Annotated in this window: 26 protein-coding genes; 11 read left to right on the forward strand and 15 right to left on the reverse strand. The window is 50.4% G+C overall.

The window, feature by feature from the left end:
- The gene (locus Q9O24_09620) at nucleotides 1-204 is read left to right on the forward strand and encodes a SlyX family protein (GenBank protein MDQ7075387.1); all 204 of its coding nucleotides are present in this window, start codon (nucleotides 1-3) and stop codon (nucleotides 202-204) included.
- Here the strand turns inward: Q9O24_09620 and Q9O24_09625 are convergent.
- Genes Q9O24_09625 through Q9O24_09640 form a run of 4 tightly spaced genes read right to left on the reverse strand, consistent with a single transcriptional unit; the run spans nucleotide 198 to nucleotide 2,611 of the window.
- On the reverse strand, nucleotides 198-734 hold the full coding sequence (locus tag Q9O24_09625; GenBank protein MDQ7075388.1) for a hypothetical protein: 537 nt from the start codon (nucleotides 732-734) through the stop codon (nucleotides 198-200). The genes Q9O24_09620 and Q9O24_09625 overlap by 7 nt on opposite strands.
- The gene (gene dnaQ / locus Q9O24_09630; protein ID MDQ7075389.1) at nucleotides 731-1,426 is read right to left on the reverse strand and encodes a DNA polymerase III subunit epsilon; all 696 of its coding nucleotides are present in this window, start codon (nucleotides 1,424-1,426) and stop codon (nucleotides 731-733) included. The genes Q9O24_09625 and dnaQ overlap by 4 nt, the downstream gene beginning before the upstream one ends.
- Nucleotides 1,426-1,878 (reverse strand): ribonuclease HI, encoded by a 453-nt coding sequence (rnhA, locus tag Q9O24_09635; GenBank protein MDQ7075390.1) that lies wholly within the window; start codon nucleotides 1,876-1,878, stop codon nucleotides 1,426-1,428. Before rnhA ends, dnaQ begins: the two co-directional genes overlap by 1 nt.
- A complete protein-coding gene (locus Q9O24_09640; protein MDQ7075391.1) occupies nucleotides 1,871-2,611 on the reverse strand; it encodes a methyltransferase domain-containing protein in 741 nt (246 codons plus the stop codon). Before Q9O24_09640 ends, rnhA begins: the two co-directional genes overlap by 8 nt.
- Nucleotides 2,612-2,615: 4 nt before the next feature.
- On the opposite strand from Q9O24_09640, the gene Q9O24_09645 reads away from it, so the two are divergent.
- The 5 genes from Q9O24_09645 to Q9O24_09665 all read left to right on the forward strand — a co-directional run bounded on the left by Q9O24_09645 (nucleotide 2,616) and on the right by Q9O24_09665 (nucleotide 9,527).
- The gene (locus tag Q9O24_09645; GenBank protein ID MDQ7075392.1) at nucleotides 2,616-4,169 is read left to right on the forward strand and encodes a transglycosylase SLT domain-containing protein; all 1,554 of its coding nucleotides are present in this window, start codon (nucleotides 2,616-2,618) and stop codon (nucleotides 4,167-4,169) included.
- A gap of 99 nt (nucleotides 4,170-4,268) precedes the next feature.
- The gene (locus Q9O24_09650; protein ID MDQ7075393.1) at nucleotides 4,269-5,375 is read left to right on the forward strand and encodes a cyclic nucleotide-binding domain-containing protein; all 1,107 of its coding nucleotides are present in this window, start codon (nucleotides 4,269-4,271) and stop codon (nucleotides 5,373-5,375) included.
- A 22-nt stretch (nucleotides 5,376-5,397) separates the two neighbouring features.
- A complete protein-coding gene (locus Q9O24_09655) occupies nucleotides 5,398-7,953 on the forward strand; it encodes a serine/threonine-protein kinase (GenBank protein MDQ7075394.1) in 2,556 nt (851 codons plus the stop codon).
- 28 nt (nucleotides 7,954-7,981) lie between these two features.
- Nucleotides 7,982-8,806, forward strand: coding sequence for a Stp1/IreP family PP2C-type Ser/Thr phosphatase (locus Q9O24_09660; GenBank protein ID MDQ7075395.1), 825 nt, complete (start codon nucleotides 7,982-7,984; stop codon nucleotides 8,804-8,806).
- 22 nt (nucleotides 8,807-8,828) lie between these two features.
- Nucleotides 8,829-9,527, forward strand: coding sequence for an FHA domain-containing protein (locus Q9O24_09665; protein MDQ7075396.1), 699 nt, complete (start codon nucleotides 8,829-8,831; stop codon nucleotides 9,525-9,527).
- Here Q9O24_09665 and cysM read toward each other — a convergent pair.
- Entirely contained in the window at nucleotides 9,524-10,411 is an 888-nt protein-coding gene (gene cysM, locus Q9O24_09670) for a cysteine synthase CysM (protein ID MDQ7075397.1), read from the reverse strand. The two genes, Q9O24_09665 and cysM, sit on opposite strands and share 4 nt — an antisense overlap.
- A gap of 95 nt (nucleotides 10,412-10,506) precedes the next feature.
- Between cysM and Q9O24_09675 the strand changes: the two genes are divergently transcribed.
- Nucleotides 10,507-11,325 (forward strand): response regulator, encoded by an 819-nt coding sequence (locus Q9O24_09675; GenBank protein MDQ7075398.1) that lies wholly within the window; start codon nucleotides 10,507-10,509, stop codon nucleotides 11,323-11,325.
- Here the strand turns inward: Q9O24_09675 and acpS are convergent.
- Nucleotides 11,267-11,647: a holo-ACP synthase gene (gene acpS, locus Q9O24_09680; GenBank protein ID MDQ7075399.1), complete on the reverse strand. Its 381-nt coding sequence runs from the start codon at nucleotides 11,645-11,647 to the stop codon at nucleotides 11,267-11,269. The two genes, Q9O24_09675 and acpS, sit on opposite strands and share 59 nt — an antisense overlap.
- A complete protein-coding gene (pdxJ, locus tag Q9O24_09685) occupies nucleotides 11,644-12,378 on the reverse strand; it encodes a pyridoxine 5'-phosphate synthase (protein ID MDQ7075400.1) in 735 nt (244 codons plus the stop codon). Before pdxJ ends, acpS begins: the two co-directional genes overlap by 4 nt.
- Nucleotides 12,379-12,612: 234 nt before the next feature.
- Here pdxJ and Q9O24_09690 point away from each other — a divergent pair, with 234 nt between their 5' ends.
- On the forward strand, nucleotides 12,613-14,850 hold the full coding sequence (locus Q9O24_09690) for an adenylate/guanylate cyclase domain-containing protein (protein ID MDQ7075401.1): 2,238 nt from the start codon (nucleotides 12,613-12,615) through the stop codon (nucleotides 14,848-14,850).
- A 2-nt stretch (nucleotides 14,851-14,852) separates the two neighbouring features.
- On the opposite strand, the gene Q9O24_09695 is transcribed toward Q9O24_09690, so the two are convergent.
- On the reverse strand, nucleotides 14,853-15,266 hold the full coding sequence (locus tag Q9O24_09695; protein ID MDQ7075402.1) for a hypothetical protein: 414 nt from the start codon (nucleotides 15,264-15,266) through the stop codon (nucleotides 14,853-14,855).
- Entirely contained in the window at nucleotides 15,266-16,537 is a 1,272-nt protein-coding gene (locus Q9O24_09700; GenBank protein MDQ7075403.1) for a DUF1566 domain-containing protein, read from the reverse strand. The genes Q9O24_09695 and Q9O24_09700 overlap by 1 nt, the downstream gene beginning before the upstream one ends.
- Nucleotides 16,538-16,871: 334 nt before the next feature.
- Between Q9O24_09700 and Q9O24_09705 the strand changes: the two genes are divergently transcribed.
- On the forward strand, nucleotides 16,872-17,930 hold the full coding sequence (locus Q9O24_09705; protein ID MDQ7075404.1) for a folate-binding protein YgfZ: 1,059 nt from the start codon (nucleotides 16,872-16,874) through the stop codon (nucleotides 17,928-17,930).
- 41 nt (nucleotides 17,931-17,971) lie between these two features.
- Nucleotides 17,972-18,589, forward strand: a complete 618-nt coding sequence (locus Q9O24_09710; GenBank protein MDQ7075405.1) for a DUF924 family protein — start codon at nucleotides 17,972-17,974, stop codon at nucleotides 18,587-18,589.
- Here the strand turns inward: Q9O24_09710 and Q9O24_09715 are convergent.
- Complete coding sequence (locus tag Q9O24_09715) at nucleotides 18,584-19,342, reverse strand: GGDEF domain-containing protein (GenBank protein ID MDQ7075406.1); 759 nt, start codon at nucleotides 19,340-19,342, stop codon at nucleotides 18,584-18,586. The genes Q9O24_09710 and Q9O24_09715 overlap by 6 nt on opposite strands.
- 158 nt (nucleotides 19,343-19,500) lie before the next feature.
- Here Q9O24_09715 and Q9O24_09720 point away from each other — a divergent pair, with 158 nt between their 5' ends.
- Nucleotides 19,501-20,148 carry an adenylate kinase gene (locus Q9O24_09720; protein ID MDQ7075407.1) on the forward strand — a complete coding sequence of 216 codons (648 nt, stop codon included), beginning with the start codon at nucleotides 19,501-19,503 and terminating at the stop codon, nucleotides 20,146-20,148.
- A 79-nt stretch (nucleotides 20,149-20,227) separates the two neighbouring features.
- On the opposite strand, the gene Q9O24_09725 is transcribed toward Q9O24_09720, so the two are convergent.
- The 5 genes from Q9O24_09725 to Q9O24_09745 all read right to left on the reverse strand — a co-directional run bounded on the left by Q9O24_09725 (nucleotide 20,228) and on the right by Q9O24_09745 (nucleotide 24,244).
- Nucleotides 20,228-21,520, reverse strand: a complete 1,293-nt coding sequence (locus Q9O24_09725; protein MDQ7075408.1) for a chloride channel protein — start codon at nucleotides 21,518-21,520, stop codon at nucleotides 20,228-20,230.
- A gap of 5 nt (nucleotides 21,521-21,525) precedes the next feature.
- Nucleotides 21,526-22,677 (reverse strand): FAD-dependent oxidoreductase, encoded by a 1,152-nt coding sequence (locus tag Q9O24_09730; GenBank protein ID MDQ7075409.1) that lies wholly within the window; start codon nucleotides 22,675-22,677, stop codon nucleotides 21,526-21,528.
- 3 nt (nucleotides 22,678-22,680) lie between these two features.
- Nucleotides 22,681-22,845, reverse strand: coding sequence for a rubredoxin (locus tag Q9O24_09735; protein MDQ7075410.1), 165 nt, complete (start codon nucleotides 22,843-22,845; stop codon nucleotides 22,681-22,683).
- Nucleotides 22,846-22,971: 126 nt separating this feature from the next.
- The gene (locus Q9O24_09740) at nucleotides 22,972-23,340 is read right to left on the reverse strand and encodes a DoxX family protein (GenBank protein MDQ7075411.1); all 369 of its coding nucleotides are present in this window, start codon (nucleotides 23,338-23,340) and stop codon (nucleotides 22,972-22,974) included.
- A gap of 43 nt (nucleotides 23,341-23,383) precedes the next feature.
- Nucleotides 23,384-24,244 (reverse strand): pirin family protein, encoded by an 861-nt coding sequence (locus tag Q9O24_09745; protein ID MDQ7075412.1) that lies wholly within the window; start codon nucleotides 24,242-24,244, stop codon nucleotides 23,384-23,386.
- Nucleotides 24,245-24,332 lie beyond the last annotated feature (88 nt).

The following is a 24,332-nucleotide window of genomic DNA, read 5'->3' on the forward strand; positions in this document are numbered from 1 at the left end:
ATGAACCAACGCATTGACGAGCTAGAGATCAAGCTCACTCTACAAGAACAGACCATTGACGAACTCAACAGCGTCATTACCGGCCACGAGCAACGCCTCAGCCAACTGGAACAGCAACTGCGTCTGCTGCACACCCAGCTCAAAACCATCACCAGCAGCAACGTCACTCCCGCAGGTGAAGAGCCACCGCCACCGCACTACTGAGCACCTCCCTCCAGCCACAACCCACCGTTTTCAAAACGATACGCTGGCAGCCGCAAATCTTCATCAGCAGCCTGTTCTTTAAACACCCGCCCAGCCACGTCGTAACGGGAACCATCGCAAAGATCCACAAACCCACCCAGCCAGCTACGCCCCAAAAAGGCAGTGCCATCGGCAACTCGATAACTCACGGGGCAATTCAGTTCACCAATGGCAAACAACACCGAATAAAGCCCCGTTCTTTCGCCTACTGAGTCAGGTCGTTTTAATAACTGATGAGTTTTTTTCAAATCGGCCAACATCTGCGGCGTACGATGCAAAATCAACATTCGATGCTGCTGCCACTGCACAAATTTCACCTGTCCTGCGGGTAAGTTTTTCAAAGACTGCCACAGAGGTGACAAACGAGGCGACTCGGGGCGCTGAAACGCAGCGGCAAACAGCACCCACAACACCCCTAAAATCGCCACTGAAAACATCAGCTTTAAAACCACCTGCAACAGCAAACGCCGCCCCATCGTTTTAGCCTTCACGCCTTCCAAAGACAGTGACCACCGCTCTCTTTCCGTACGGTTTCCAATAGGCTTTCATGCGCCTCCAGCTCAGCCGAAGTGGCTTTAATTACGGGAGTCACTTGATGCACCACCTGCACCTCGCCCGCCGCAGCACCGTTGTGCAGATCCCCAAAACTAAGGCTCACCTGACCGCCGGTCATGGCCAAATAAACGTCGGCTAAAATCTCAGAATCAAGCAGCGCGCCATGCAGATCACGCTGGGTGTTGTCCACCCCGTAACGTTTGCACAGCGCATCCAAACTGTTGCGCTGCCCAGGATGACGTTTGCGTGCCATCTTCAGAGTGTCGAGAATCGTGCAGACCCCAGCACTGTCGATGGCAGGCAACACCTGACCCAACAAAACAAACTCATGATTAATAAAACCGACATCAAAAGGCGCATTGTGAATGATCAACTCAGCCCCTTTGATGTAATCAAAAAACGGTTGAGCAATCTCGTCAAAGGTTGGTTTATCCGCCAAAAATTCATTGCTGATGCCGTGCACCGCCATCGCCCCTGCATCCACTTCACGTTGCGGATTAATGTATTGGTGGTAATGATTGCCGGTCAAATTACGATTCATTAATTCCACACAACCGATCTCAATAATGCGGTGTCCCGATTTAGGATCAAGACCCGTGGTCTCTGTATCCAATACAATTTGACGCATCAACGACTCTCCAACTCATCCAGACCCTCATTAGCCAACTGATCCACACGCTCATTTTCAATATGACCGCTATGACCTTTGACCCACTTCCACTCCACTTGATGTGGAGCGGCGGCTTTTTCCAGCCGCTGCCAGAGATCGGCGTTTTTCACCGGTTTACGCGCAGCGGTCATCCAATTGCGTTTTTTCCAATTTGTAATCCACTCGGTGATGCCTTTTTTGACGTATTGAGAATCGGTGGTCAGTGCAACCACCGATTCCCGCTTCAAGCTCTCCAGCCCTCGAATCGCCGCCATCAGCTCCATGCGATTATTGGTCGTATCCGACTCTCCTCCCTTCAGCTCCTTCTCCGTATCTTGGTAACGCAACAACACCCCCCAACCACCGGGACCTGGATTGCCGCGACAGGCACCGTCGGTAAAAATTTCAATCAACTCACTGCTCTCACTCACCTTCTGAACTCCTCTGTGCTGGCTCTGCCAACGGGGCAGGCATTAATATTTCCGCTCGCCAACGAGGACGAATCAAGGTCATCGGCACAGTCTGTTTGCGTGCCAACAACAAATATCCGCCACCCAAAGTGGGAAACAGACGACGCAAACCCTCCAGCGGTAGCAACCACTGCAACAGTTTCAGCTGTGAAATCGGCGGGCGAAACAGCACACTACGACGATGCACGGTCTGAAACTGCAACAGAGACAACCAATCGCTGACCCGCCCCATGCTGCAAAAACGCCCCTGCCACGGCATCGACTCACGCCAACGCAGTGGGTAACGCAACAAACCCCAAAGACTCCAAGGGTTAAAACCGATCACCAACACATAACCGCCGTCCACCAAAACACGATCCACCTCACGCAGCAGCTGGTGCGAATCTTGGCAAAAATCCAAACTGTGCGCCAGCACCAGCAGATCCACCGACGCGGTCTTCAACGGCAACCGCTGCACATCGGCCAACAATTGGGCATTAAAGCTGGCTCCATCCAACAAGGCACGATGGTAATGACCGGTTTTTCTCAGCAAATCCATAGAGTCATCCAGATCACCCAATTGAAAGGCGTGGTGACCAAAGGTCTCGGCCAACAGCAGATCCGCCTGCTGCTGTACAGCCAGCGCAAATTGCTGCCCCAAAGGTTTGGCATACCATCTGCGTAAATGCGCCATTGAGGCGACATATTCTGACATTAAAATGAACCTTTTAAAAATCGAAAGCGTAGAGTTAAACCATGCCCCAAAACAGCACCGGTTAGCCCCCTTTTTAGGCGGCAATTTATTGCAGTTTTGGCAACTCATCCGTATAGTGGCGAGCAACGTCGAGACGGAAAATCATCAACCGCCGTTAGGCCAACAGGGACACATGGACAGAAGTCACAACCCCTTATTTTTATTGCTCTTTGCACTGCTGTTAAGCACTCTGCAAGGCTGTGTGCAACATGCCAGCAAAAGCAGCCAATTACAAGCCAGCACCTCCAGAAATCTCACTCTACCACCAGCGGAACGCAGCCAACAAAATCATCTCCTTACAACTCAAAACAACCCACACGATCTTTGGCAACGGATTCGCGAAGGCTTTCAACTGCCCACCGCCCATCAGCAGCAATTTCGTCCACAGATGCGCCACTTTCTCTCGCTGGATAATTTTTTTGTAAACGTCAGCCAAAGAGCCGAACCGTTCCTCTATTTTATCGTTGACAGTCTAGAGAAACGCGGGCTGCCCACGGAGTTAGCGCTGATCCCCGTCATTGAAAGCGCTTTCAAACCTTTGGCACACTCCAGCAGCAAAGCCGCCGGTATTTGGCAGTTTATCCCCTCCACCGGTCGCCTCTACGATCTGAAACAAAACCACTGGTACGACGGTCGCCGCGATATCTACGCTTCTACTCTGGCGGCGATAAACTTGCTGGATGATCTGGGCAAACAATTTAACGGTGACTGGTTGCTGGCCATCGCGGCCTACAACGGTGGCCCAACTATGGTGCTTAAGGCAATGGCAAAAAACCGCCGTCTGGGCAAGCCCACCGATTTTTGGCACCTTGAGCTGCGCTCCGAGACCCAACGTTATGTACCCAAACTGCTGGCAATCCGTGAAATCATTCTCAACCCCAAACGCTATCGCATCAACCTGCCCTTGATCCCCAATCATCCGCAGCTGGCAAAAGTCAATTTAAGTGCGCAAATCAGTCTTAAAACCGCAGCCACCCTTGCCGAACTTTCGACAGCGGAAACCACGCGCTTGAACCCAGGTTTCAAACGCGGTATCACCTCCCCTCACGTGCAATATCTGCTGCTGCCGATGGAACAAGCAAAAATTTTTAGCTTCAACCTAAAGAAAATCCAGCGGAAACGTCTTAAAAAAACGGAGCCAAACAGAGAAAAATCAAGACAAAATCATTACCGCGTACAGCAAGCAGACACCCTCTGGAGCATCGCTTATCGCTTTGGCACCACCGCTCCACAACTGGCGCTCTGGAATCAAATCGGTTTACAGTATAAAATTCGCGTCGGGCAACATCTACGCATCGCAAGTGGTCGGGAAAAGACCACAGAAGTTGCCTTTAAAACTCGCCACCCACTGCACCACCGGGTCAAGAAAAACGAGTCGCTGTTTCTTATTGCCAGACGGTTCGAGCTAAACATAGCCGATCTGCGCCGTTGGAACCGGATCGATTACGGTCAGCAACCGAATGTCGGTCAGTTGTTGCGCCTCACCCCAGAGCGTAAGGTGAGATTAAACGCGAGTTAAAACACCAGTTTGGTTGCTTTCTACTGATGCAACCGGTACCTTTTAGAGCTTTCTCGACCCATTTGGAGTCGCTCTTGGATCTATGGATCACATTGCATTATGGGTAACCCTGTTAATAAACGGCTTCTCACCACCCTGATACCGTTAAATGCGTTGCGGCCTGAAAGCCTCAATGAACTGGCGAACAAAGCAAAAACCGCTAAGTTACGCTCGGGTCAGTTCTTGTTCAAAGCCGGTGATCACGACAAACAGCACATCTATCTGCTTTCAGGCAAGGTGGAGCTGCTCTCGGATCACGACGTGGTCTCCAACGTAAAAGGAGGGACTGATGCGTCCAAACACGCCATCGGCCACACCCAACCGAGAACCCTCTCAGCGCGCGCCAAAAGCGATGTGCATTATCTGCGCATCGACAGCGACCTGCTGGACATTATGCTCACCTGGGATCAAACCGGCAGCTACCAAGTAGAAGAGTTGCAGGCCGACAACCCCACTTGGGTCAACACCACCAGCGCCGATTGGATGACTCAGATCCTGCAAACACGCGCGTTCCATCGCATTCCACCGGCCAATATTCAGGCCATGTTTATGCGCATGGAGTTGATCAGCTATAAATCAGGCGATGTCATCATTCGCCAAGGTGAAAACGGCGACTACTTCTACACCATCACCGACGGTCACTGTTTGGTCACCCGTGCCACCCCATCACAGCCTCGTGGGGTGAAATTAGCTGAGCTGGGACCCGGTGACAGTTTTGGCGAAGAGGCGTTGATCTCCAGCGCCAAACGCAACGCCACCATTACCATGCTCACCGCTGGCACCATGATGCGCCTCTCCAAAGAGGACTTTATGTCGCTGCTCAACGAACCCTTGCTCAATTGGGTAAACTACGCCGATGGGCAAGCAATGGTGCAGCACGAACGTTCCGTCTGGATTGATGTCCGTCTGCCGAGCGAATATCAACACGGCCACATCAAGGGCAGCATCAACATTCCACTGATATTTTTACGCATTAAGATCAAGAACTTAGATAAAACACGCAAATATCTTTTATGTTGCGATACCGAACGGCGCAGTTCAGCCGCCTCGTTTATTTTAAACGAACACGGCTTTGATGTTTATTTGTTGCAAGGAGGCATACCCAGCGTTCCCGCTGCCAATATTGTCACAGGAAAACCGCCTGTAGCAAAAACAAACCCCTCGTAGCTTAAAGCGACCGTAACCTTAAATGAAAACAACACTGTGGCGACAAGATTGGTTTATTATTCTGCTCATATCGCTGGCCGTGCTGCTTTTTTCTGGTGGCGTTTTTTTACAAGACTTGGAGCGCAGTGCCTACGACTGGGGCATTCGCAACGCGGCTAAAACCCCTTCCAAAGAGATCGCCATTATCGCCATTGATAAACGGAGTCTCGAAAACATCGGCCGCTGGCCTTGGCCACGCAGAAAACATGCCGATTTTATTAATCTGCTGAACAGTAAAGCCCAACCCAAACTGATTGCCTACAGCGTGCTTTTTTTAGAGCCACAGACCGACCCTGGGCTGGCACACATCAACGACCTCATTAAACAGTTTGATGACTCTGGTCTGCAAGAATATGCCGACAACAACCGTTCTACCCCAGATCAAAATACAGCGCGCAGTCTCACCAACCTAAGAGCAGAATTGTCACAGGCACAACAGGATTTAGAACAAGACAAACCCTTTGCCCAAGCTTTGAAAGAAGCCAACAATGTTATTCTACCCACGCTGTTTGATATTCGACCTTCCGTCAATAGGTATAACCAAACCCTCTCAAAATCCTTACAACAATACGCATTAAACTACCAAGACAATGACAATGCCATTCAGCGCGGTGACCTGCCTCTCACAGCCTACAATGCCATTCCGCTCCACGAACCCTTTGCTCAAGCCAGTAACGGTATTGGTCACCTCAATATCGAACCTGACCCTGATGGCAGCATTCGCAGTGAACTGCTCGTCATCAACTACAACAGCAAACTCTATCCGTCCATTGCTCTGCAAATTGCTATCAAAGCACTCAATCTTAAACCGCAAGATGTAGATGTACTGCTGGGCGAAGGGATCAGGTTAGGACATGTGCGCCTGAACATTAACTCTGATATGCGTATGTTAATGACCTTTTACAATCAAGATAGATTTTCCATCGACTCCTACTACGATGTGATCAGCGGCAAAATTAATTTGGCAAAATACCGCAATAAAATCATTCTGATCGGCTCCACCTCCTCAGGCTTGGGTGCCAATCAATTAACGCCTATAGACCCTACAATGCCTCCTGTTTATCTGCTCGCCCATGCGGTCTCCAGCATTTTACAACAAGAGTATTACTCCACTCCCTACTGGGGCGCAGCGCTCAAATCAGCACTCATTTTGCTTGTTGCACTCTATTTGATCCTACTCGTACCCCGAGTTAACAGTCGTACCGCGCTTTGGTTGTCGTTCTTTATCGGCGGCGGCTTTATCACAGCGCACTTTTTCTCGATGTTGCAACACGACCTCTGGCTACAGCTGATGGCCCCCCTGTTTCTATTGGTCGTGGGGCACTTAACTCTACTGACCAAACTTTGGTTGAGGGCTGAAAAAGGCATTCTGCGCTCCGATGCCGCCTCTGCCGAGAGCAACCGAATGCTGGGTCTCTCACTGCAAAGCCAAGGACAACTGGATGCCGCCTTCGATAAATTTCGAAAATGCCCTCTAGATTCGTCACTGTTGGAGATCCTCTACAACCTAGCCTTGGATTTCGAACGCAAACGACAATTCAATAAAGCATCGGAACTCTATCGTTACATCAGTGACTTTGACAATGGCTTTCGAGACGTGCAAAGCCGCATCACCCGCAACAAAGCGATGGAAGACACCCTCATTCTGGCCGCTGCCGGTGGCACCAATGCCAGCCTTCTCCTCAACAGCGACAACGGCATCGCCAAACCCAAACTCGGGCGTTATGAGATAGAGCGAGAACTGGGCAAAGGGGCGATGGGCGCAGTCTATTTGGGCAAAGACCCCACCATCAGTCGTACCGTGGCGATCAAAACCTTGGCGCTCTCAAAAGAGTTTGACGGCGATGAATTAATTGCCGTTAAAGAACGTTTTTTCCGTGAAGCAGAGACTGCTGGCCGTCTCAATCACGCCAACATCGTCACCATTTACGATGCCGGTGAAGAACACGATCTGGCCTACATCTCGATGGAATATCTAAAAGGCCACGAGATGTCTCGTTACACCAAACCAGACGCTCTGTTGCCCGTCGCCAAGGTGTTAGAGCTAATGGCTCAAGCCGCCGATGCACTCCACTACGCTCATGACAATCAAGTGGTGCATCGAGACATCAAACCGGCCAATCTGATGTACGAGCCTAAAACCGATACACTGAAAATCACCGACTTTGGCATCGCTCGCATCACCGATTCCAGCAAAACAAAAACCGGCATGGTCTTAGGCACCCCCTCATACATGTCTCCGGAACAACTTTCAGGCAAAAAAGTAGACGGGCGATCAGATCTATTTTCCTTAGGAATCATGCTTTACCAACTCTTAACCGGAAAATTACCCTTTTATGCAGACTCTATGGCCACTTTAATGTATAAAATCGCCAACGAGAAACACCCCGATCCGCTTCTGATACGGCCTGATCTGCCCTCTTGTGTACGCAGAGTGCTGAATAAGACCCTCTACAAAGACGCAGAACAGCGCTATTCCAGCGGCAATGAATTAGCTCGTGACATTCGAGCCTGCATGAAACAGCTGATCATCAATTAACAAAGTGTCAAGATAAGGCAACAACATGATGGATTTAACGGGAAAACTGGAGATTGTGGGCAGAACCGACAAAGGCATGGTTCGCTCCCACAATGAAGACAGTTACGGCAGCGAAATCGGCAGTGGCATCACCGTGCTCGCCGATGGCATGGGCGGCTACAAAGCAGGCGAGGTGGCCAGCGCCCTGGCGGTCAATACCATTATTGGTGACATCGCCAGCCGTCTGTTTGAGCTTGATCACAAAACGATGCGCGAAAACACCGGTTTTCGTGCCGAAAGCATCGCCTGCCGCCTGACCGTTGAAAAAGCCAACGAGGTCATTTATCAAACCTCGCAAAACCAGCCGCAATACAGCGGCATGGGCACCACCTTGGTTATGGCGCTGTTTTACGACAACCGCATCTCCATTGCCCATGTCGGTGATTCTCGTCTCTATCGCTTTCGCGAAAACAGCCTGGAACAGATCACTGTTGACCATACCTTGTTGCAAGAATTGGTAGAACGCGGCTTTTACACCCCAGAGGAAGCGAAAGCCTCTCTTAATAAAAACTTAGTCACTCGTGCTCTGGGCATCGAACCCTTTGTCAAAGTTGACCTTCGAGAAGACATTGTCCTACCAGAGGACATCTATTTGTTGTGTTCTGATGGACTTAACGATATGTTGGAAGACAGTGCGATAAGCTTAACGTTACAAAAATTTAGTGATAACCTTGAAGAGGTTGCTAAGCAACTGATTGATCAAGCCAATGCCAACGGTGGAAAAGACAATGTTTCCGTCATTTTAATCAAGTCTTTGAAGACTTTTCCAGCCAAAAAACGCTGGTACCAAAGACTGTTTTCACGTTCTAACTAGAGACCCTGGTGGATAATGTAAGATGTCCAAGTTAATTCTTAGTCTCGGCGGAGACACCCTCGGCGAGTACCAGCTCAGCAAAGAGCACATCGTCATTGGGCGTAAATCCGGCAATGAAATTCAAATCGACAATCTGTCGGTCAGTGGTGCCCATGCTAAAATCATCACCATCCTCAATGACTCTTTCCTTGAAGATCTCAACAGCACCAACGGCACCTACGTCAATGGCTCACTGATCAAACGTCACGCCCTGCAAGACGGCGACATTATCAGCATTGGCAAACACCAGCTGAAATACGCCAAGCAGGGTCACCCCATGAACGAAACCGATGTTCATGATCGTGCCAAAACCATGCAAGCCGCTGGCATTGCTGAAGTGTTTCCCAATGCAGAAGATGGTGAGACCGCTGGGCGCATCGGCACCCAAGCCTCACCGGACATTTACACCTACGCCGCGCGTTTGCAAGTCGTTAGTGGTAAAAATCGGGGTAAAAAATTACAGCTCACCAAAGCCCTCACCACCGTCGGCAAACCCGGCAAGCAGGTCGCTGCCATCACCCGTCGCCCACACGGCTATTTTATTATCCATGTGGAAGGCGGCAAAGGTGCTAAATACCCTTCCGTCAATGGCCAACTGATCGGCACTCAAGCGCAAGCACTGAGCGACAAAGATGTAATCGAAGTGGCGGGGGTAAAAATGGAGTTTGTCCTCAACACCTAAGAGGAGAAAACGTTGGTGGAAAGATAACGGTCACCCCGATCACAGATGATGGTGACGATCACCGCATTCTCCACCTCCTGATCCAACTGCAATGCAGCGGCCACCGCCCCTCCCGATGAAATACCACAAAAAATACCCTCTCTCTGCGCCAAATCCCGTGTCGTCTGCTCAGCATCTTGCTGACTCACATCCAAGGTACGATCCACTCTTGATTCCTCAAAAATGGTCGGCAAATACGCCTTTGGCCAGCGGCGAATACCTGGAATCTTAGAACCTTCCATCGGCTGCACCCCAACAATTTGAATCGCTTCGTTCTGTTCTTTCAAGTAACGTGAGACCCCCATAATCGTACCCGTGGTCCCCATCGCACTGACAAAATGAGTCACGCGCTGTTCACTGTCAGACCAAATTTCTGGCCCCGTGGTCTGGTAATGCGCCAACGGGTTATCAAAATTAGCAAATTGATCCAACACCTTACCCTGCCCCTCACGCTCCATCTGTTTGGCCAAATCACGCGCGCCCTCCATGCCCTGTTCTTGAGTCACCAAAATGATCTGAGCACCGTAACTGAGCATCGCCGCGCGGCGTTCAACACTCATGTTATCGGGCATAATCAACTTCATCTTGTAACCTTTGATCGCCGCAGCCATCGCTAAGGCAATGCCCGTATTACCACTGGTGGCCTCAATCAGGCAATCTCCCGCTTGAATATCACCACGGGCTTCCGCCTGCTGAATCATGCTCATCACCGGACGATCTTTTACCGAACCGGCAGGGTTATTGCCCTCCAATTTCAATAAAATGGTATTGGAACTGTGACTCAAACGTTGCAGTCGCACTAAAGGCGTATTTCCCACACAGGACTCAATCGTAGCAAACGACATACTTTTTTCTCCTATTCATAAACTTGATTTTTCGATAGACTTGCAATGAATAACTTCAAAACACCAGCACAACAATCACAATACAAAATCACACAATGACCAAAACCGCTCTCCACCTCTTAATCGTCGATGATCACAACATCAACCTTGAACTGTTAAAGCAATTTTTACTGCTGCTCGGCCTGCACGTGGATTGTGCCCAGTCGGGGCAACAAGCCATTGAGAAACAGTCAGTCAACAAGTACGACCTGATTTTTATGGATCTGCACATGCCGATGATGGATGGCCTACAAACCACCCGATTGATCCGTCAATCCAACAGCATCAACTGCAAAACCCCCATTATCGCTCTGACCGCAGACGTGCTGGCCAGCCGTTTAGAAAAAGCTCTAAAGGCCGGTATGGACGACATCATGATCAAACCGGTCATGATGGCAAAACTGCAAGCCATGTTAAAAAAATGGTGTGCCTCAACGGACTTCGAAGCAAAAAAACCAGCTCCCGCTGCCAAAAAAAAACCGATCAGCGAAACAAACCCACTGCCCCTCATCGACCCAGCTCTGGCTCTGCAACAAGCGGCGGGCAATCAAAAACTGGCCAACGAGATGCAAGCCATGTTGCTCGACATGTTGCCAGAACAGCGTCAAGCGCTGAAAGTGGCCATCCAACAACGACACATCCAACAAGTGCATTTTCACGCCCACAAACTGCACGGTGCCAGCAATTACTGTGGTACACCCGCACTGACCCACGCCGCCAATCTAGTGGAAACGCAGATCAACGCCCGTCAGCTGGGCAAACTGGACCATCAAGTGGGCATGTTACTGATCGTCATTGATCAATTGATGGCCGCACTTAAAGCCCCTCAAACAGCACCATCCCAACCACATACTCCTTCTCATCCGAAACAGTGACGTGGCTGCTGGTCACACCCATTTTCACAGCCTGCTGCTGTGCTTTGCCCGCTAGAACCAGTTGAGGTTTCCCCAATTCCGTATGCGTCACACTTAAATCCTGCCAACCAATGCCATTGCGAAACCCCGTACCTAACGCCTTGACCGCCGCCTCTTTAACCGCAAAGCGTTTCGCCAGCAATGGCACAGGATCGGCTACCATCAACGCTGTTTTTTGCTCCATCGGAGTTAAAATACGCTGCACAAAACGTTCGCCGTAACGCTGCCAAAGTCGCTCAATGCGCGCCACCTTAACAAGATCCACCCCCACGCCTAAAATCACCGCTGCCGTGCCGCCCGCATCAACGCCTTCATCTCCGCCACCGCTTCCGGCAAGCCAGTAAACAGCGCTCTGGCCATAATCGCATGACCGATGTTCAACTCATGCAGTGCCGGAATTTCAGCGATTTTCTCAACATTATGATAATGCAAACCGTGTCCCGCATTGACCACCAAACCCTCGGCCACAGCCAGATCCACCCCAGCCACAATGCGCTCAAACAGACGCTGCTGCTCTTCACCAGCCGCATCAGCATAATGCCCCGTATGGATTTCAATCACCGGTGCAGCGCAACGCACAGAGGCTTCGATCTGCGCCGGATCCGCATCAATAAAGAGTGAAACACGCACCCCAACAGCGGCCAAACGCACACACGCCTCTGTAATCGCCGCTTCATGCGCCACCACATCCAAACCACCCTCAGTGGTCAGCTCTTCGCGTTTTTCTGGCACCAAACAGCAATCTTGCGGACGAATTTTTTCTGCAAAGACCAACATTGACTCGGTCACCGCCATCTCCAGATTCAATTTGGTGTGCATGGTCTGCTGCACCAGCAACACATCACGCTCTTGAATGTGGCGGCGATCCTCACGCAAATGCATCGTAATGCTGTCCGCTCCCGCCTGCTCAGAGAGCTGGGCAGCAAAAACAGGATCAGGATAGACCGTGCCTCTGGCTTGACGCAAAGTGGCAATATGGTCGATGTTCACACCAAGAAAAATCTGTTTACTCACACGCTGTTCCTATAAATTTCGGGTTACATTGGCCTTGGCCAAAATCATGGAAAGATTGCCGGTTGAATTACCTTCACACGGACGGCATCATCCCACAGCAATTAACAATAAAACAGCGCCGATCCCATTTAAACGCCACTCAAATCTGGCTAAAGTGAATTATGTTAGTCTGATCTCGCTTTAGTCGTAGAAGAGCACACTATTTATGCCCGCACCGTCATCAGGGAGTCAAGAGTGATCCGTCAACAGAGCGCTCGACTGCTGTTCAGTTTATTGATTGTTCTGGTTTTTCTGCTGCACACCGCAAACGTGTTTCCCATTTCGTTTTTGCAAAAACTGGAAAACGTCTCCTACGACGTGCGCCTCAACACCACCTTGCCCAAAATCCAAGACAGACGCATTGTCATTCTCGACATCGACGAAAAAAGTTTGGCCGCCCTCGGTCGCTGGCCTTGGTCGCGTAATCGTATGGCAACTCTGGTGGACAATCTCTTCGACAAATATCAAATCAAAGTACTCGGTTTCGATATTTTGTTTGCCGAGCAAGATACCAGCTCCGGCCTGCCTCTGTTGCAACGGCTGGCTCGCGAACAACTGCGCGACAACCCTGCTTTTTTACAACAGCTGGAACAACTGCAACCCCAGCTTGAATACGACCAACTGTTCGCCACAAGTTTGCAAGGGCGCAAGGTACTGCTGAGCTATTATTTTAAGGGCAAAAACAACGTCGATGGCCACCGCCGCATCGGCCAACTGCCAACGGCCATCAGCGAAATACCGCCCCTATGGCGCGGTCGCCTGCTGTTTAAAGAGCCTGTTGGTTACAGCGCCAATCTAGCTCAACTGCAAAGTGCCGCCTTAGGCGGCGGCTTTTTTGACAACCCACTGGTGGACATCGACGGCATTTTTCGGCGGGTACCGCTGTTGCAACTGTTTGAAAACCATCTTTACGAATCCCTCGCCCTCGCCGTTGCCCGAGCGGCACTGAACGAAAACAAAGTTCAAATTGTGGTCGCCTCCAATAAAGACAAACAGGGCGGCTACTCTGCTCTGGAAGCGATCAAGCTCGGCAATTACACCATTCCAGTGGACGCGGAAGCGGCGGTTTTAATCCCCTATCGCGGCCCACAAAACAGCTTTCCGTATATCTCCATCATTGACCTGTTTAATGATCAGGTCGATGAAAAATTGCTTAAAGATGCCATCGTACTGGTGGGCACCACCGCACCTGGATTACTGGATCTGCGCTCCACACCGGTACAAAACGTCTATCCTGGAGTGGAGATTCACGCCAACATCATCTCCGGCATTTTAAATCAGAACATCAAACACCAACCGGCCTACACGCTGGGTTACACCTTCCTACTCTTGGTTCTGATCGGCCTCATTATGAGCACTCTGCTGCCCAGAATTTCCCCGCTACACACCTCCCTACTAACCCTTGCAATGGCCGCCACCATCACCACTATGAGCTTTTACGCTTGGAACCGTTGGAACCTAGTTTTGCCGATGGCCACCCCACTGCTGTTGACCCTAAGCCTTTTTATTCTGCACATGTCCTACGGCTTTTTTGTTGAATCGCGTAGCAAACGTCAGCTGGCACGTCTGTTTGGCCAATACATTCCTCCCGAATTGGTAAACGAGATGGATCAACATCTTGATGACGAGGTCATTTCACTGGAAGGTCAAAGTCGTGAAATGAGCGTTTTATTCACCGACGTGCGCGGTTTCACCCCCATTTCAGAAGGGCTTGAACCCAAAGAACTGAGCCAATTAATGAACGCCTTTCTTACCCCCATGACCCGCACCATTCACAAACATCGTGGCACCATCGACAAATACATGGGCGATGCCATTATGGCCTTTTGGGGTGCGCCCCTCAAAGACGAACAACACGCCGAACATGCGCTGAACTCCGCCATGGAGATGATAGAAACCCTAGAAGAGATGCAAGCAGACTTTCAAGCCAAAGGCTGGCCAGAGATCAAAATCGGCGTCGGTCTCAATACCGGTCCCATGAGCGTTGGCAATATGGGCTCGGAATTTCGCATGGCCTACACGGTTCTTGGCGATGCGGTCAATTTAAGCTCACGACTGGAAGGATTAACCAAGGTCTACGGTGTCAACATCATTGTCAGCGACACCACCCGTCACTCGGTACACGGCTACCTCTACCGAAAACTGGATCATGTGCGAGTCAAAGGCAAACAACAGCCCGTGGCGATCTACGAACCACTGGGGCGCAAAGAACAGGTGCGCCCTTCGATAAAAAGTGAACTCTCTCGTTATCACAAAGCCCTGCGGCTCTATCAACGCCAACAGTGGGATCTGGCCGAACGTGAATTTTTTGCCCTCACCCAGCAAAACTCAGCGTGTTACGTCTATCAACTCTATCTTGACCGTGTGATCTATTTCAAAACCCGCCCTCCAGAGCCGGATTGGGATGGGGTGTTTACCCACCACCACAAATAACCTCACCACGTACTTTTTAACAGCGTTAATTTGACCCGCAAACGACGCAGCTGCTGCGCATCGGCACTGTCTGCCCATAAAACTAGAGAGCACCGTTTGCCATTTTCGCCAACAAAAGACAACAACAGCAACGCTCCCAACATGACACCGCCACTCAACTGCACGGATTGACGTAGCCCCTTTTTATCCGTCAAAGCCCACTGCCGTTCATGCAGACAAGAAAGCGAGCGATAACCCGCCAATGACCGCCAAGAAAAAAACAGACTGACCCACAATAATAAGCCGATCCCAAACAGCCAAAGAGGCTCAAGCACAAACACAAGCGCCAAAAAGGCGCTCAGATGCAACAACAATAAAAACAGAGAAAGACCATAGGAAGGCGAGAGATCCAGACAAAGAGGCTCTGCTGTTTGCATTAACTTAAACCGTCACGCACACAACGCACAAACGCCACCGTACCTGACCACGGCAACAGAGCCCCCACCGAAGATTGCTCATAAGGAACCGTCAAAACACCATAATAAGCGCCATCCAGCGCCACCGAAATCGTCGCCGGACACCAGCTGGGAGCCGAATAATCGAACTGAATGCCCTCATCTGCGTTCACTTTTCTAACGATCTGACTCAGCTCAGCTGGGCGCGGCAAACGCCAATCGGAATAACCGGCGGAAACCAAATTATCGCAATACACTGGGGCATTATGAAAATCACCAATGTTCTTATTCCAACTGGAAATCGATGCATCGGCGTTATCCAACCAAGTCAAATTACTGCCACTGTCCTCAATAACACCGCGATTAAAATCCGCCACCAACTCCGCCGAGACATTCAAACCACGAGGGTAAAAGGGTGCCGGTGTTCCCGCCATCACCGGCACACGTTGAGTCAAGCGGTAATCCCAGTTGGCATTAGCATCAAACGCGTTCAGCACCACCACCGCCGCAAAACGATAACGATGCCCATTGATACTAAACGACCCCTTCGCCACTCCCAATCCCATCACACCCTCCTCGCCTTGCAGAGCCGTGTTGTCGTTATAACCGGTATAAAGGATAAAGTGGCGATGCTGCCAACCTTCACCAGCGTCATTATAGAGCCAGTTAAACAGAGACCGCTCCACCAACATCTCTGGCAAAACCGAATCACTGGCAAAATAAGCCAAGTTTTCGCCAAAATGAATCTTCTCACGTCCGCGTTTAATCTCGTCATTTCTGTCCATACGCAACCAAGGCGTCTGGCCATCGGCACTGTGTCCCTGCTGATCCCTACTCTGTAAAAACTCGGCATACTGTTGCGACACCTGATTCAAACGTGAATCAAATCCAGCCAAAACCGCTTGACCGCGATCCAGGCGTTCACTGTTGATTAAATACAACATTTTCTCAACGGGCGTGTATGAATCCCACACACTTTGTGCAGGCAACTGCATGTCTTTAATAACCGAACTGTCTTTACGACGCGCTTTATTAAAGGCATTGGCAATCTCCAGAACCGAACGGCTCTTGGCTTGCCAAGGCACATCATTTTTAGGGTCGTCAGGATAAAGGCATTGACAACGTTGAGCGTAATCCGAGCTGCTCTGTTCAGCGCTAAGCAGTGGATTATAAGAGACTTCTAAACCCTCACAGGCCAGAACCAACAGTGCTGAGCCAACAATAAAAACCACGCGACTTATTTTTGAAATCATGACAAACGTTCCCAACGTTGCCACATCCTTGTGTGAATAGTAACCCTAAATGGCAGCTTAACGCTGCTCTAATGAACGGCAGCTTAACGCTGCTCTAATAGAATCTATGCTAAATGAAACAGAGCACTAAGAATGCCAACCCCATCCCACTTTTGCCAAAACACAACAACAACGTACCATAAAGACAACCAATTACCAATAAATAACAACAACAGTTGCTAAAAAGATACAACACACGATCTTTAAACCGAATTTAGCACTAAAATCCCTACTGACAGAGTCAGGAATATTCACTAAACTCCAGTTTTCTCTAACAAAAATAGCCACACACCTTATGAAGACTCACACCCACACTGACTGGTACGACTTTCTAACTGATCTGGGCGCTGTTGTAACAGACGATCACGTTCAACACTACGGCTCTGCGACCGACGAGCAACAGGCCGCACTTAACGGCGCGGTGCTCTGCGATCTCAGCCATGAAGCGGTTATTTGTGCCAGCGGCGAAGAGGCCGAAACCTTTTTACAAGGCCAACTCAGCAACGACACCCGCTTGATTGATGCACAGCACAGTCAACTGAGCGCCTACTCCACCCCCAAAGGTCGCATGTTGGCACTGCTGCGCCTCTTTCGGCACACTGACAGCCTTCATCTGCGTCTGCCTCACTCATTGTTGGAGAGCACCCTCAAACGCCTGCGCATGTTTGTTATGAGATCCAAAGTCACATTGGAAGACCACAGCACGCAGTTGATTCGTTTTGGCCTCAGCGGCGCGCAAACAGAAGCGTGGTTAAACACGCACTTGGGGTCGGTGGCCAAAAACAATGATGACGTAGTGACAAGCAACGGCATCACTCAGATTCGAGTTGCCGGAGCCGTACCGCGCTTTGAACTCTACGGCGAGCCAGAGGCGATGATCGCCCTCTGGAAAAAACTGCAACAACACGGTGCCCTGCCCGCAGGCGCAGACGTTTGGGCGCTGCTGGAAATTCAAGCGGGCATTCCCAGCATTCACCCCGCAACCCAAGAAGCCTTTGTGGCGCAAATGACCAACCTGCAATTTCTCAACGGCATCAGCTTTAAAAAAGGCTGTTACACCGGCCAAGAAATCATTGCGCGGATGCAATATTTAGGTAAAGTCAAACGCCGCATGTACCGCATTCATATGGATACCGACAGCGCCAAAGCGGGCGACGGACTGTTCAGCCCGACAGAAAAATCAGCGCAAGGCACCGGTAAAATCGTTGATGCGCGACCTCACCCCGACGGCGGTATGCACGCCTTAGCGGTCATTGCCATCGCCAGCGCAGAAAACCAGAGCGTGCATCTGCACAGTATTGAAGGCCCCAAAGTAACTATTTTAGATCTGCCTTACTCACTGGAGGAACAGTGAGATAAAGCGTTACAGTTCTCTTTTGAGTTGAGGTGAAGGTGATGGAAAACAGCGCAGCAACAGAGATCAATTCCGTCTTACATTTTTGGTTTGGTAAGCTGGAAAAACCAGCAGACTACCATCCGGCTAAAATGGACATGTGGTTTAAAAGCGGTGCCGAGTACGACCATGAAATCAGCACTCGCTTTGGCCAACTGCACGCCGCCGCTGTTGCCGGTGAATTGAATCACTGGTGCGACCACGCTCAAGGCAGATTGGCGCTGATCATCCTGCTCGATCAATTTTCACGACACATTTATCGAGGCAGCTCACAAGCCTTTAGCCAAGACCACAATGCACAAGAATGGGTGATTACGGGTTTGGAAAAACAACATGACTTAGAGTTGCGTTTTATCGAACGCAGCTTTTTTTATCTGCCACTGGAACACGCCGAGAACATCACCCTGCAAAATCTCGCCGTGGAACGCTACGCCCATTTGCTGGAAGCGGTACCTGAACCCCTCAAAGAATATTATCAAGGCACCTTGGAGTACGCCGAAGCACATCATAAAGTGATTGAACTGTTTGGCCGCTTTCCAGAACTGAATCAAATCCTAAATCGCCCCAGCTACCCTGAAGAGGAGCAGTTCCTGCACAACCACAAATACCACTTTTTATGAAATGCTCACCACCCGATCCAAACGCTGACGCACCCGATTTCGACCGGCTTTTTTAGCCAATACCAGCGCGTCACTGGCCAACTGAATCATGGCATCCACACTGGAACCTTGCGGGTAACGACAGATCCCCACCCCGACGCTGACGGTCATCTCTAGCTCAAACCCAATTTTAGGGCAGACCACTTGCTCCGCCACACAGCGACGAAAACGATCACCCAGTGCCAACATCTCTCGATCATTGCCCGCCGACAGCACCACCAAAAACTTACCGCCCGAATAACACCCCACACTGTCCTCTTTGCGACAGACTTTCAACAACCGCTGAGCCACGGTTTTCAAAACCTCATCGCCCATCTGATGACCGTAATAATCATTAACCCGTTTTAGGTCATCCACATCCACCATCACCACCGCAAAACTGCGCTGCTCACGAACGGTGCGCGCCAACTCTTTGGCCAACAGCTCCTGAATGCTGCCTCGACACCACAAACCGGTCAAAGCATCGCGGGTGGACTGTCGCTGCAAACGCACATCCGTCTCACGCAACTGACGCTGCAACTCTGCAATACGCAGCTGAATGGGCTTGATCAACAACAACAGTGGCTCTAACTCTTCAGCAGCCAAACCCGACTTCTGCAATAGCAATTGCAACTGTCGGGTCAGATCAAGCAACACCCCTTGATTTTCATCAACACACTCAGTCGCCAACATCGACTCCAGACCATCCACTTCGGCATTCTCCCAAATCAGCACAACAAGGGATTCAAAGGAGCAAACATTACGCCAGTTAAATCAGTGCATGAACCATAAAAAAACTAATAGACCCATAGGTTAATTCAAACGGACTCTGAAAGAAAAAACGGGTATATTTCCCCCTGACTAAAATTCTCACCCACTTAAGGTAAATCACCATGAGACTGATTCTGTTAGGCGCACCAGGCGCTGGTAAAGGCACCGTTGCCAAGCTGTTGACCGCCGTTGACGGTTCCGTACAAATTTCCACAGGCGACATCCTGCGTGCCGCAGTGAAAGCCGGTACCGAACTGGGTAAAAAAGCCGAAGCAGCCATGAAAGCCGGTGAACTGGTCTCTGATGATCTGATCATGGGCATTATGGGTGAGCGCCTGCTGGAAGACGATTGCAAAGCGGGCTTCTTACTCGACGGCTTCCCTCGCACCATTCCCCAAGCGGAAGCACTAAAAGTGTTGCTGACCAAACTGAACATCGAACTTGATGCAGCGGTCAACCTTGACGTGCCTCGTGACGTGATTTTGGATCGCCTCACCACCCGTCGTACCTGTGTTGATTGCGGCGCGATCTACAACGTCAAATCCAGCCCTTGCAAAGTCGAAGGTGTGTGTGACGTAGAGGGATGTGGCGGTAGCGTAGTACAACGTGACGATGAGACCGAAGAAGCGATTTCCAAACGCCTCGACGTTTTCAACGAACAGACCGCACCTCTGGTGGGTTTCTACAAAGGCGAAGACATGCTGCTCGACATCAACGCCACCTCCAGTGATGCCGTTGTTGATGCGATCAAAACCAAAGTGGGCATCTAAACTCTTCTGCTCGCAGTTGATTGATGCAAAAAAAGGCGGCCAAATTGGCCGCCTTTTTTATTGCCCTCTCAATCAAAAATCAACTGTGAAATTTCTTTCCTTCCGGCAAAAAGTTATCCGCCAAGGTGCTGTAAATCGGCGTGTGACAGATCATTTTAGAGAATGCGGTACCAATAAATGCCGCCACCATCAACGGCAAAATCAACTCATGTTTGTCGGTCATCTCCATCACAATCACAAACGCGGTAATCGGCGCTTGCACCACCCCAGAAAAATAAGCCACCATGCCAAACAGAACCAAAGCTCCGTGTGGATACATGCTCAACCAATCGGCAATCAGAGCCCCCACACCCGCTCCGGTGGCCAACGACGGCGCAAAAATGCCACCAGGAATGCCACTGAGATAAGAGATCACTGTAGCCAAAAATTTCATCAAGGCAAATTCAGCTCCCAAAGAGTCATCATTGGTGACCAGATGAGTCGCCTCCAAATAACCTGTTCCATAGGTCAAATGACCTGAAAAATAGCCCACAACCGCAATCCCTAAACCGCACACCCCCGCCACCAAATAGGGTTTTTTAAGGCGAATGGGGGCCACCCAGCGATTGCCTCGAATCAACAACAGACTGAACAAGCCACCTAAAATACCGCCAATCACACCACAAATCAGCACCGGCACAATCGCCTCTTGCAGCTCAATCAACGCCGATGTTTGGCCAAAATAGGTATAATTTCCCTGAATGCCCAGCGCCATAATGGAAGCCGCCATCACCCCCGTCAGCATCAGCGCACGGGTGTGAACCTCAAAGGAGCGACTCAGCTCCTCAATGGCAAAGACAATGCCCGCCAACGGGGTGTTAAACGCCGCCGAAACCCCCGCTGCGCCACCAGTCAAAATCAAGACCCGATCTATGTCGTAACGGCGCATGGAGATCCAACCCCGCAAGGAGTACATTACCGCCGCCCCCACATGCACCGTCGGCCCTTCACGACCAATAGAGGCCCCGCTCAAGAGCCCCAAAATACAGAGAAAGATCTTACCAAATGCGATCCTCAACGACAGCAACGCTCCGCGCTGCTCCGCGTGTTCCAGAGAAGCCATCACCTGTGGAATACCGCTGCCTTCGGAACCAGGAAAATACTTACGGGTCAGCCACAACACCAAAATCAGCCCCAGAGGCGAGACCACAAAGGGCATCCAAGAGTAATGTTCCACACCGGTTAAAAACAGCTCATTCGCCCACTCGCTGCTCCACGCCATAAACACCGCCAGCAGCCCCACCACCGTGCCGCCAAAGGCAAAGGTAAAATGAGCACGCCAATCCTTATGCTTGCGTAACCAACGGCCACAACGCTTTATCGGTTGCAACATAGACGTTACTCCTGAGCCAGCCAAGCGGGCAGCACTCGTACCCATTTTTGCTTTTCAGCCACACAGCTGCCGCTCAAGACAAACCCTTGCAACACCCTGTTTTGGTCCCAATAAAGGGCACGTTGGCCATCCGGCAACGTCTCTAACTCCAACACGCATTTCTCAACCTGAGGCGGCGAAACCACCAGCGGCACACTTTTGGTTTTCACTGCCACCGGCATTGCCGGATAAACCACCTCTGTGGAAGTGCCAGCCAAAGTGTTGGCCAAGACTTGAGCTGATTTCATTAAGGGCAGCACAAAAGGCAGATGCAAACCGTCCACCTGAGCACAATCTCCCAAAGCATAAACAGAGTCCTGGCTGCTGCACAGCAGTCGATCCACACAGATGGCACGCTCGGTCTGCAAACCGGCCTGTTCTGCCAACGTCGTATTGGCGCGCAAACCCAGCGCAGAAAGAATGAGATCCACTTGTAAAGAAGTACCGTCCGCCAACCGCACCGCATAACCTTGAGCGGCTCTATTAATGCTCGTCACCTGATTGGATAATCGCCAGACAACACCGACCTGTGCCAATTTTTGTTGCAGATGCGTTGCAATGGCCGCAGGCAAAAGACGCTTCAATGGCCTTTCAGCTCGACCGACCAACGTCACTTGTTTGCCACCCAACGCCAAATCATTGGCAAACTCACAACCCACCAAACCACTGCCAATCACCAGCACCGATTTTGCGGTCTGTAAACGCACAAAAAAGCGCTGATAATCATCCAAATTATTGACCTGTAACACCTCGCCAACGGCATCACCGGCACACTCCAATTTCAGCGGCGAAGCCCCCAAGGCCAGCACCAGCTTGTCATAAACCACCTCCTGACCATCCAACAACAACTGCCGTCGATGAAGATCAATGGCGCGCACAGAGGTTTCAGTCAACACGGTCGCATTGAGCTTTTCCGCCATCTGCACTGCCGATGCCATGCCCAAAGCGTGTTTATCTTTGCCTGCACTGAAGGCATTGGAGAGCATCGGTTTTGAGTAAGACTCACCCCCATCGGCGGTGATCATCAACAGCGGCTGGTCGGAGTTTAATTTACGAAACTCCCGTGCCACGGTGTAACCCGCCAAACCGCTACCCACAATCACCAGGGGTTTTGTCACTCGTTAAAACTCCATCATCTCAAAATCAGACTTGGAAACACCGCAATCGGGACACTGCCAATCTTCAGGAATGTCATCCCAACGGGTACCGGCTGGAATACCTTCACTGGGCAACCCCTGCTCTTCATCGTAAACAAAACCGCATACGGCACAGATGTACTGTTTCATTGTCATCTCCTTTATCAAAAAAAAGACCTTACACAATTTATTCCCTTCCACCAAGCACAAAAAGCCCAAGAACGCCTTTAAATCGGCACTCTTGGGCTTTTTGTGATGCAAACCTCGCTTTGAGCGTTAACGCTTATCGAGGCTAAACGCTCCCGCACCGTGAACCACCACCAGCAACAACCCTCCTGTAATAGAAAGGTTTTTCATAAACATAATCATTTGCATTTTATCTGCAAAATCGTTGTGAAACAGAGCTGCTGCCACCAAGGTAAAAATCGCCAGAGCCCCAGCCATACATTTGGTTTGCCAACCGACAATAACGGCCAAACCCGCACCCGCTTCCAACAAAATCACAAAAGGCAGTAGCATCCCTGGTACACCCACCGAATCCATATACGCCTGTGTAGCAGCGTAATCAGCAATCTTACCCAAACCAGCCAGTAAAAAAATATGCCCCAAAAACAGACGTGCGACCAACTGTGTTACTTTTTCCATCTTCAATCCCCTTACTTAAAACTCAGCATTCAATAAAAACAGACTAGCGCGTTTTTATCCACGCGCGCTGACGAACAAAATTATTCTCTTGAAAATCCAATAGCGCTTGATCAATCTCTTCACGGTTGTTCATCACAAACGGACCGTATTGCACCACCGGTTCATTAATCGCCTGACCTGACACCAAAATAAACCTCGCCCCCTCTTCTGAGGCAATCAACTCAATGGATTCCTCATCGGAATCCAACACCGCCAAGGTATTCAAACCCAAATAACGGTCATCCAGACGCGCCTCACCCTCAAACAGGTAAACCAACTGCTGACGTTGATCGGACAGAGAAATTTGAAAATGCTGTCCTGCTTTGAGTTGCAGGTCGAAATAACGCACCTGAGTAATCTCATCCACAATCGGTGCATCTTGACCGGCAAACGAGCCGATCAACACCTTAAGCCGGTAGGCATCGGTTTCAATCAGCGGAAAAGAAGAGGCTGCGTATTCTTGATACTCAGGCTGCTCCATTTTGTGCCGTGCAGGCAAGTTAATCCAAAGTTGAAAACCACGCATCAAACCCTCTTTCTGCTGCGGCATCTCCGAATGAATTACACCGCTGCCCGCTTTCATCCACTGCGCATCGCCAGAGGAAATTTTGCCCCGATTGCCCATACTGTCTTCATGCTGCATCTGACCATCAATCATGTAAGTAAAGGTGACAAAACCTCGATGCGGATGAGAAGGGAAACCGGCCAGATATTCATCGGGTTTATCGCTGCTAAAATAGTCCAACATCATAAACGGGTCTCGGTTACGCAGTGCTGGAATACCGATGCTGCGATAGACCTTCACCCCTGAACCCTCCTGCACTTCCATCGCGGGAAGCAAACGTATTCGATCCGCTGTTGCCATTGGCTTCGCTCCTCAATCTGTGAAACAGAATCAAACCGACTCTGGATAGGGAGCAGTATCACTGTTGCAAAAAAGAAGATAAACAGCG

The sequence above is a fragment of the Gammaproteobacteria bacterium genome, from assembly GCA_030949385.1.
Lineage (GTDB): Bacteria > Pseudomonadota > Gammaproteobacteria > JAUZRS01 > JAUZRS01 > JAUZRS01.

Coding starts and splice junctions, on each gene's coding strand:
- Q9O24_09655 (MDQ7075394.1), top strand. CDS start 5,398: ATGAAAACAACACTGTGGCGACAAGATTGGTTTATTATTCTGCTCATA.
- Q9O24_09700 (MDQ7075403.1), bottom strand. CDS start 16,537: ATGATTTCAAAAATAAGTCGCGTGGTTTTTATTGTTGGCTCAGCACTG.
- Q9O24_09725 (MDQ7075408.1), bottom strand. CDS start 21,520: ATGTTGCAACCGATAAAGCGTTGTGGCCGTTGGTTACGCAAGCATAAG.
- Q9O24_09710 (MDQ7075405.1), top strand. CDS start 17,972: ATGGAAAACAGCGCAGCAACAGAGATCAATTCCGTCTTACATTTTTGG.
- Q9O24_09650 (MDQ7075393.1), top strand. CDS start 4,269: ATGGGTAACCCTGTTAATAAACGGCTTCTCACCACCCTGATACCGTTA.
- Q9O24_09745 (MDQ7075412.1), bottom strand. CDS start 24,244: ATGGCAACAGCGGATCGAATACGTTTGCTTCCCGCGATGGAAGTGCAG.
- dnaQ (MDQ7075389.1), bottom strand. CDS start 1,426: ATGCGTCAAATTGTATTGGATACAGAGACCACGGGTCTTGATCCTAAA.
- Q9O24_09675 (MDQ7075398.1), top strand. CDS start 10,507: ATGACCAAAACCGCTCTCCACCTCTTAATCGTCGATGATCACAACATC.
- Q9O24_09665 (MDQ7075396.1), top strand. CDS start 8,829: ATGTCCAAGTTAATTCTTAGTCTCGGCGGAGACACCCTCGGCGAGTAC.
- Q9O24_09640 (MDQ7075391.1), bottom strand. CDS start 2,611: ATGTCAGAATATGTCGCCTCAATGGCGCATTTACGCAGATGGTATGCC.
- Q9O24_09620 (MDQ7075387.1), top strand. CDS start 1: ATGAACCAACGCATTGACGAGCTAGAGATCAAGCTCACTCTACAAGAA.
- Q9O24_09660 (MDQ7075395.1), top strand. CDS start 7,982: ATGGATTTAACGGGAAAACTGGAGATTGTGGGCAGAACCGACAAAGGC.
- Q9O24_09645 (MDQ7075392.1), top strand. CDS start 2,616: ATGAACCTTTTAAAAATCGAAAGCGTAGAGTTAAACCATGCCCCAAAA.
- cysM (MDQ7075397.1), bottom strand. CDS start 10,411: ATGTCGTTTGCTACGATTGAGTCCTGTGTGGGAAATACGCCTTTAGTG.
- Q9O24_09695 (MDQ7075402.1), bottom strand. CDS start 15,266: ATGCAAACAGCAGAGCCTCTTTGTCTGGATCTCTCGCCTTCCTATGGT.
- Q9O24_09720 (MDQ7075407.1), top strand. CDS start 19,501: ATGAGACTGATTCTGTTAGGCGCACCAGGCGCTGGTAAAGGCACCGTT.
- Q9O24_09735 (MDQ7075410.1), bottom strand. CDS start 22,845: ATGAAACAGTACATCTGTGCCGTATGCGGTTTTGTTTACGATGAAGAG.
- Q9O24_09705 (MDQ7075404.1), top strand. CDS start 16,872: ATGAAGACTCACACCCACACTGACTGGTACGACTTTCTAACTGATCTG.
- Q9O24_09740 (MDQ7075411.1), bottom strand. CDS start 23,340: ATGGAAAAAGTAACACAGTTGGTCGCACGTCTGTTTTTGGGGCATATT.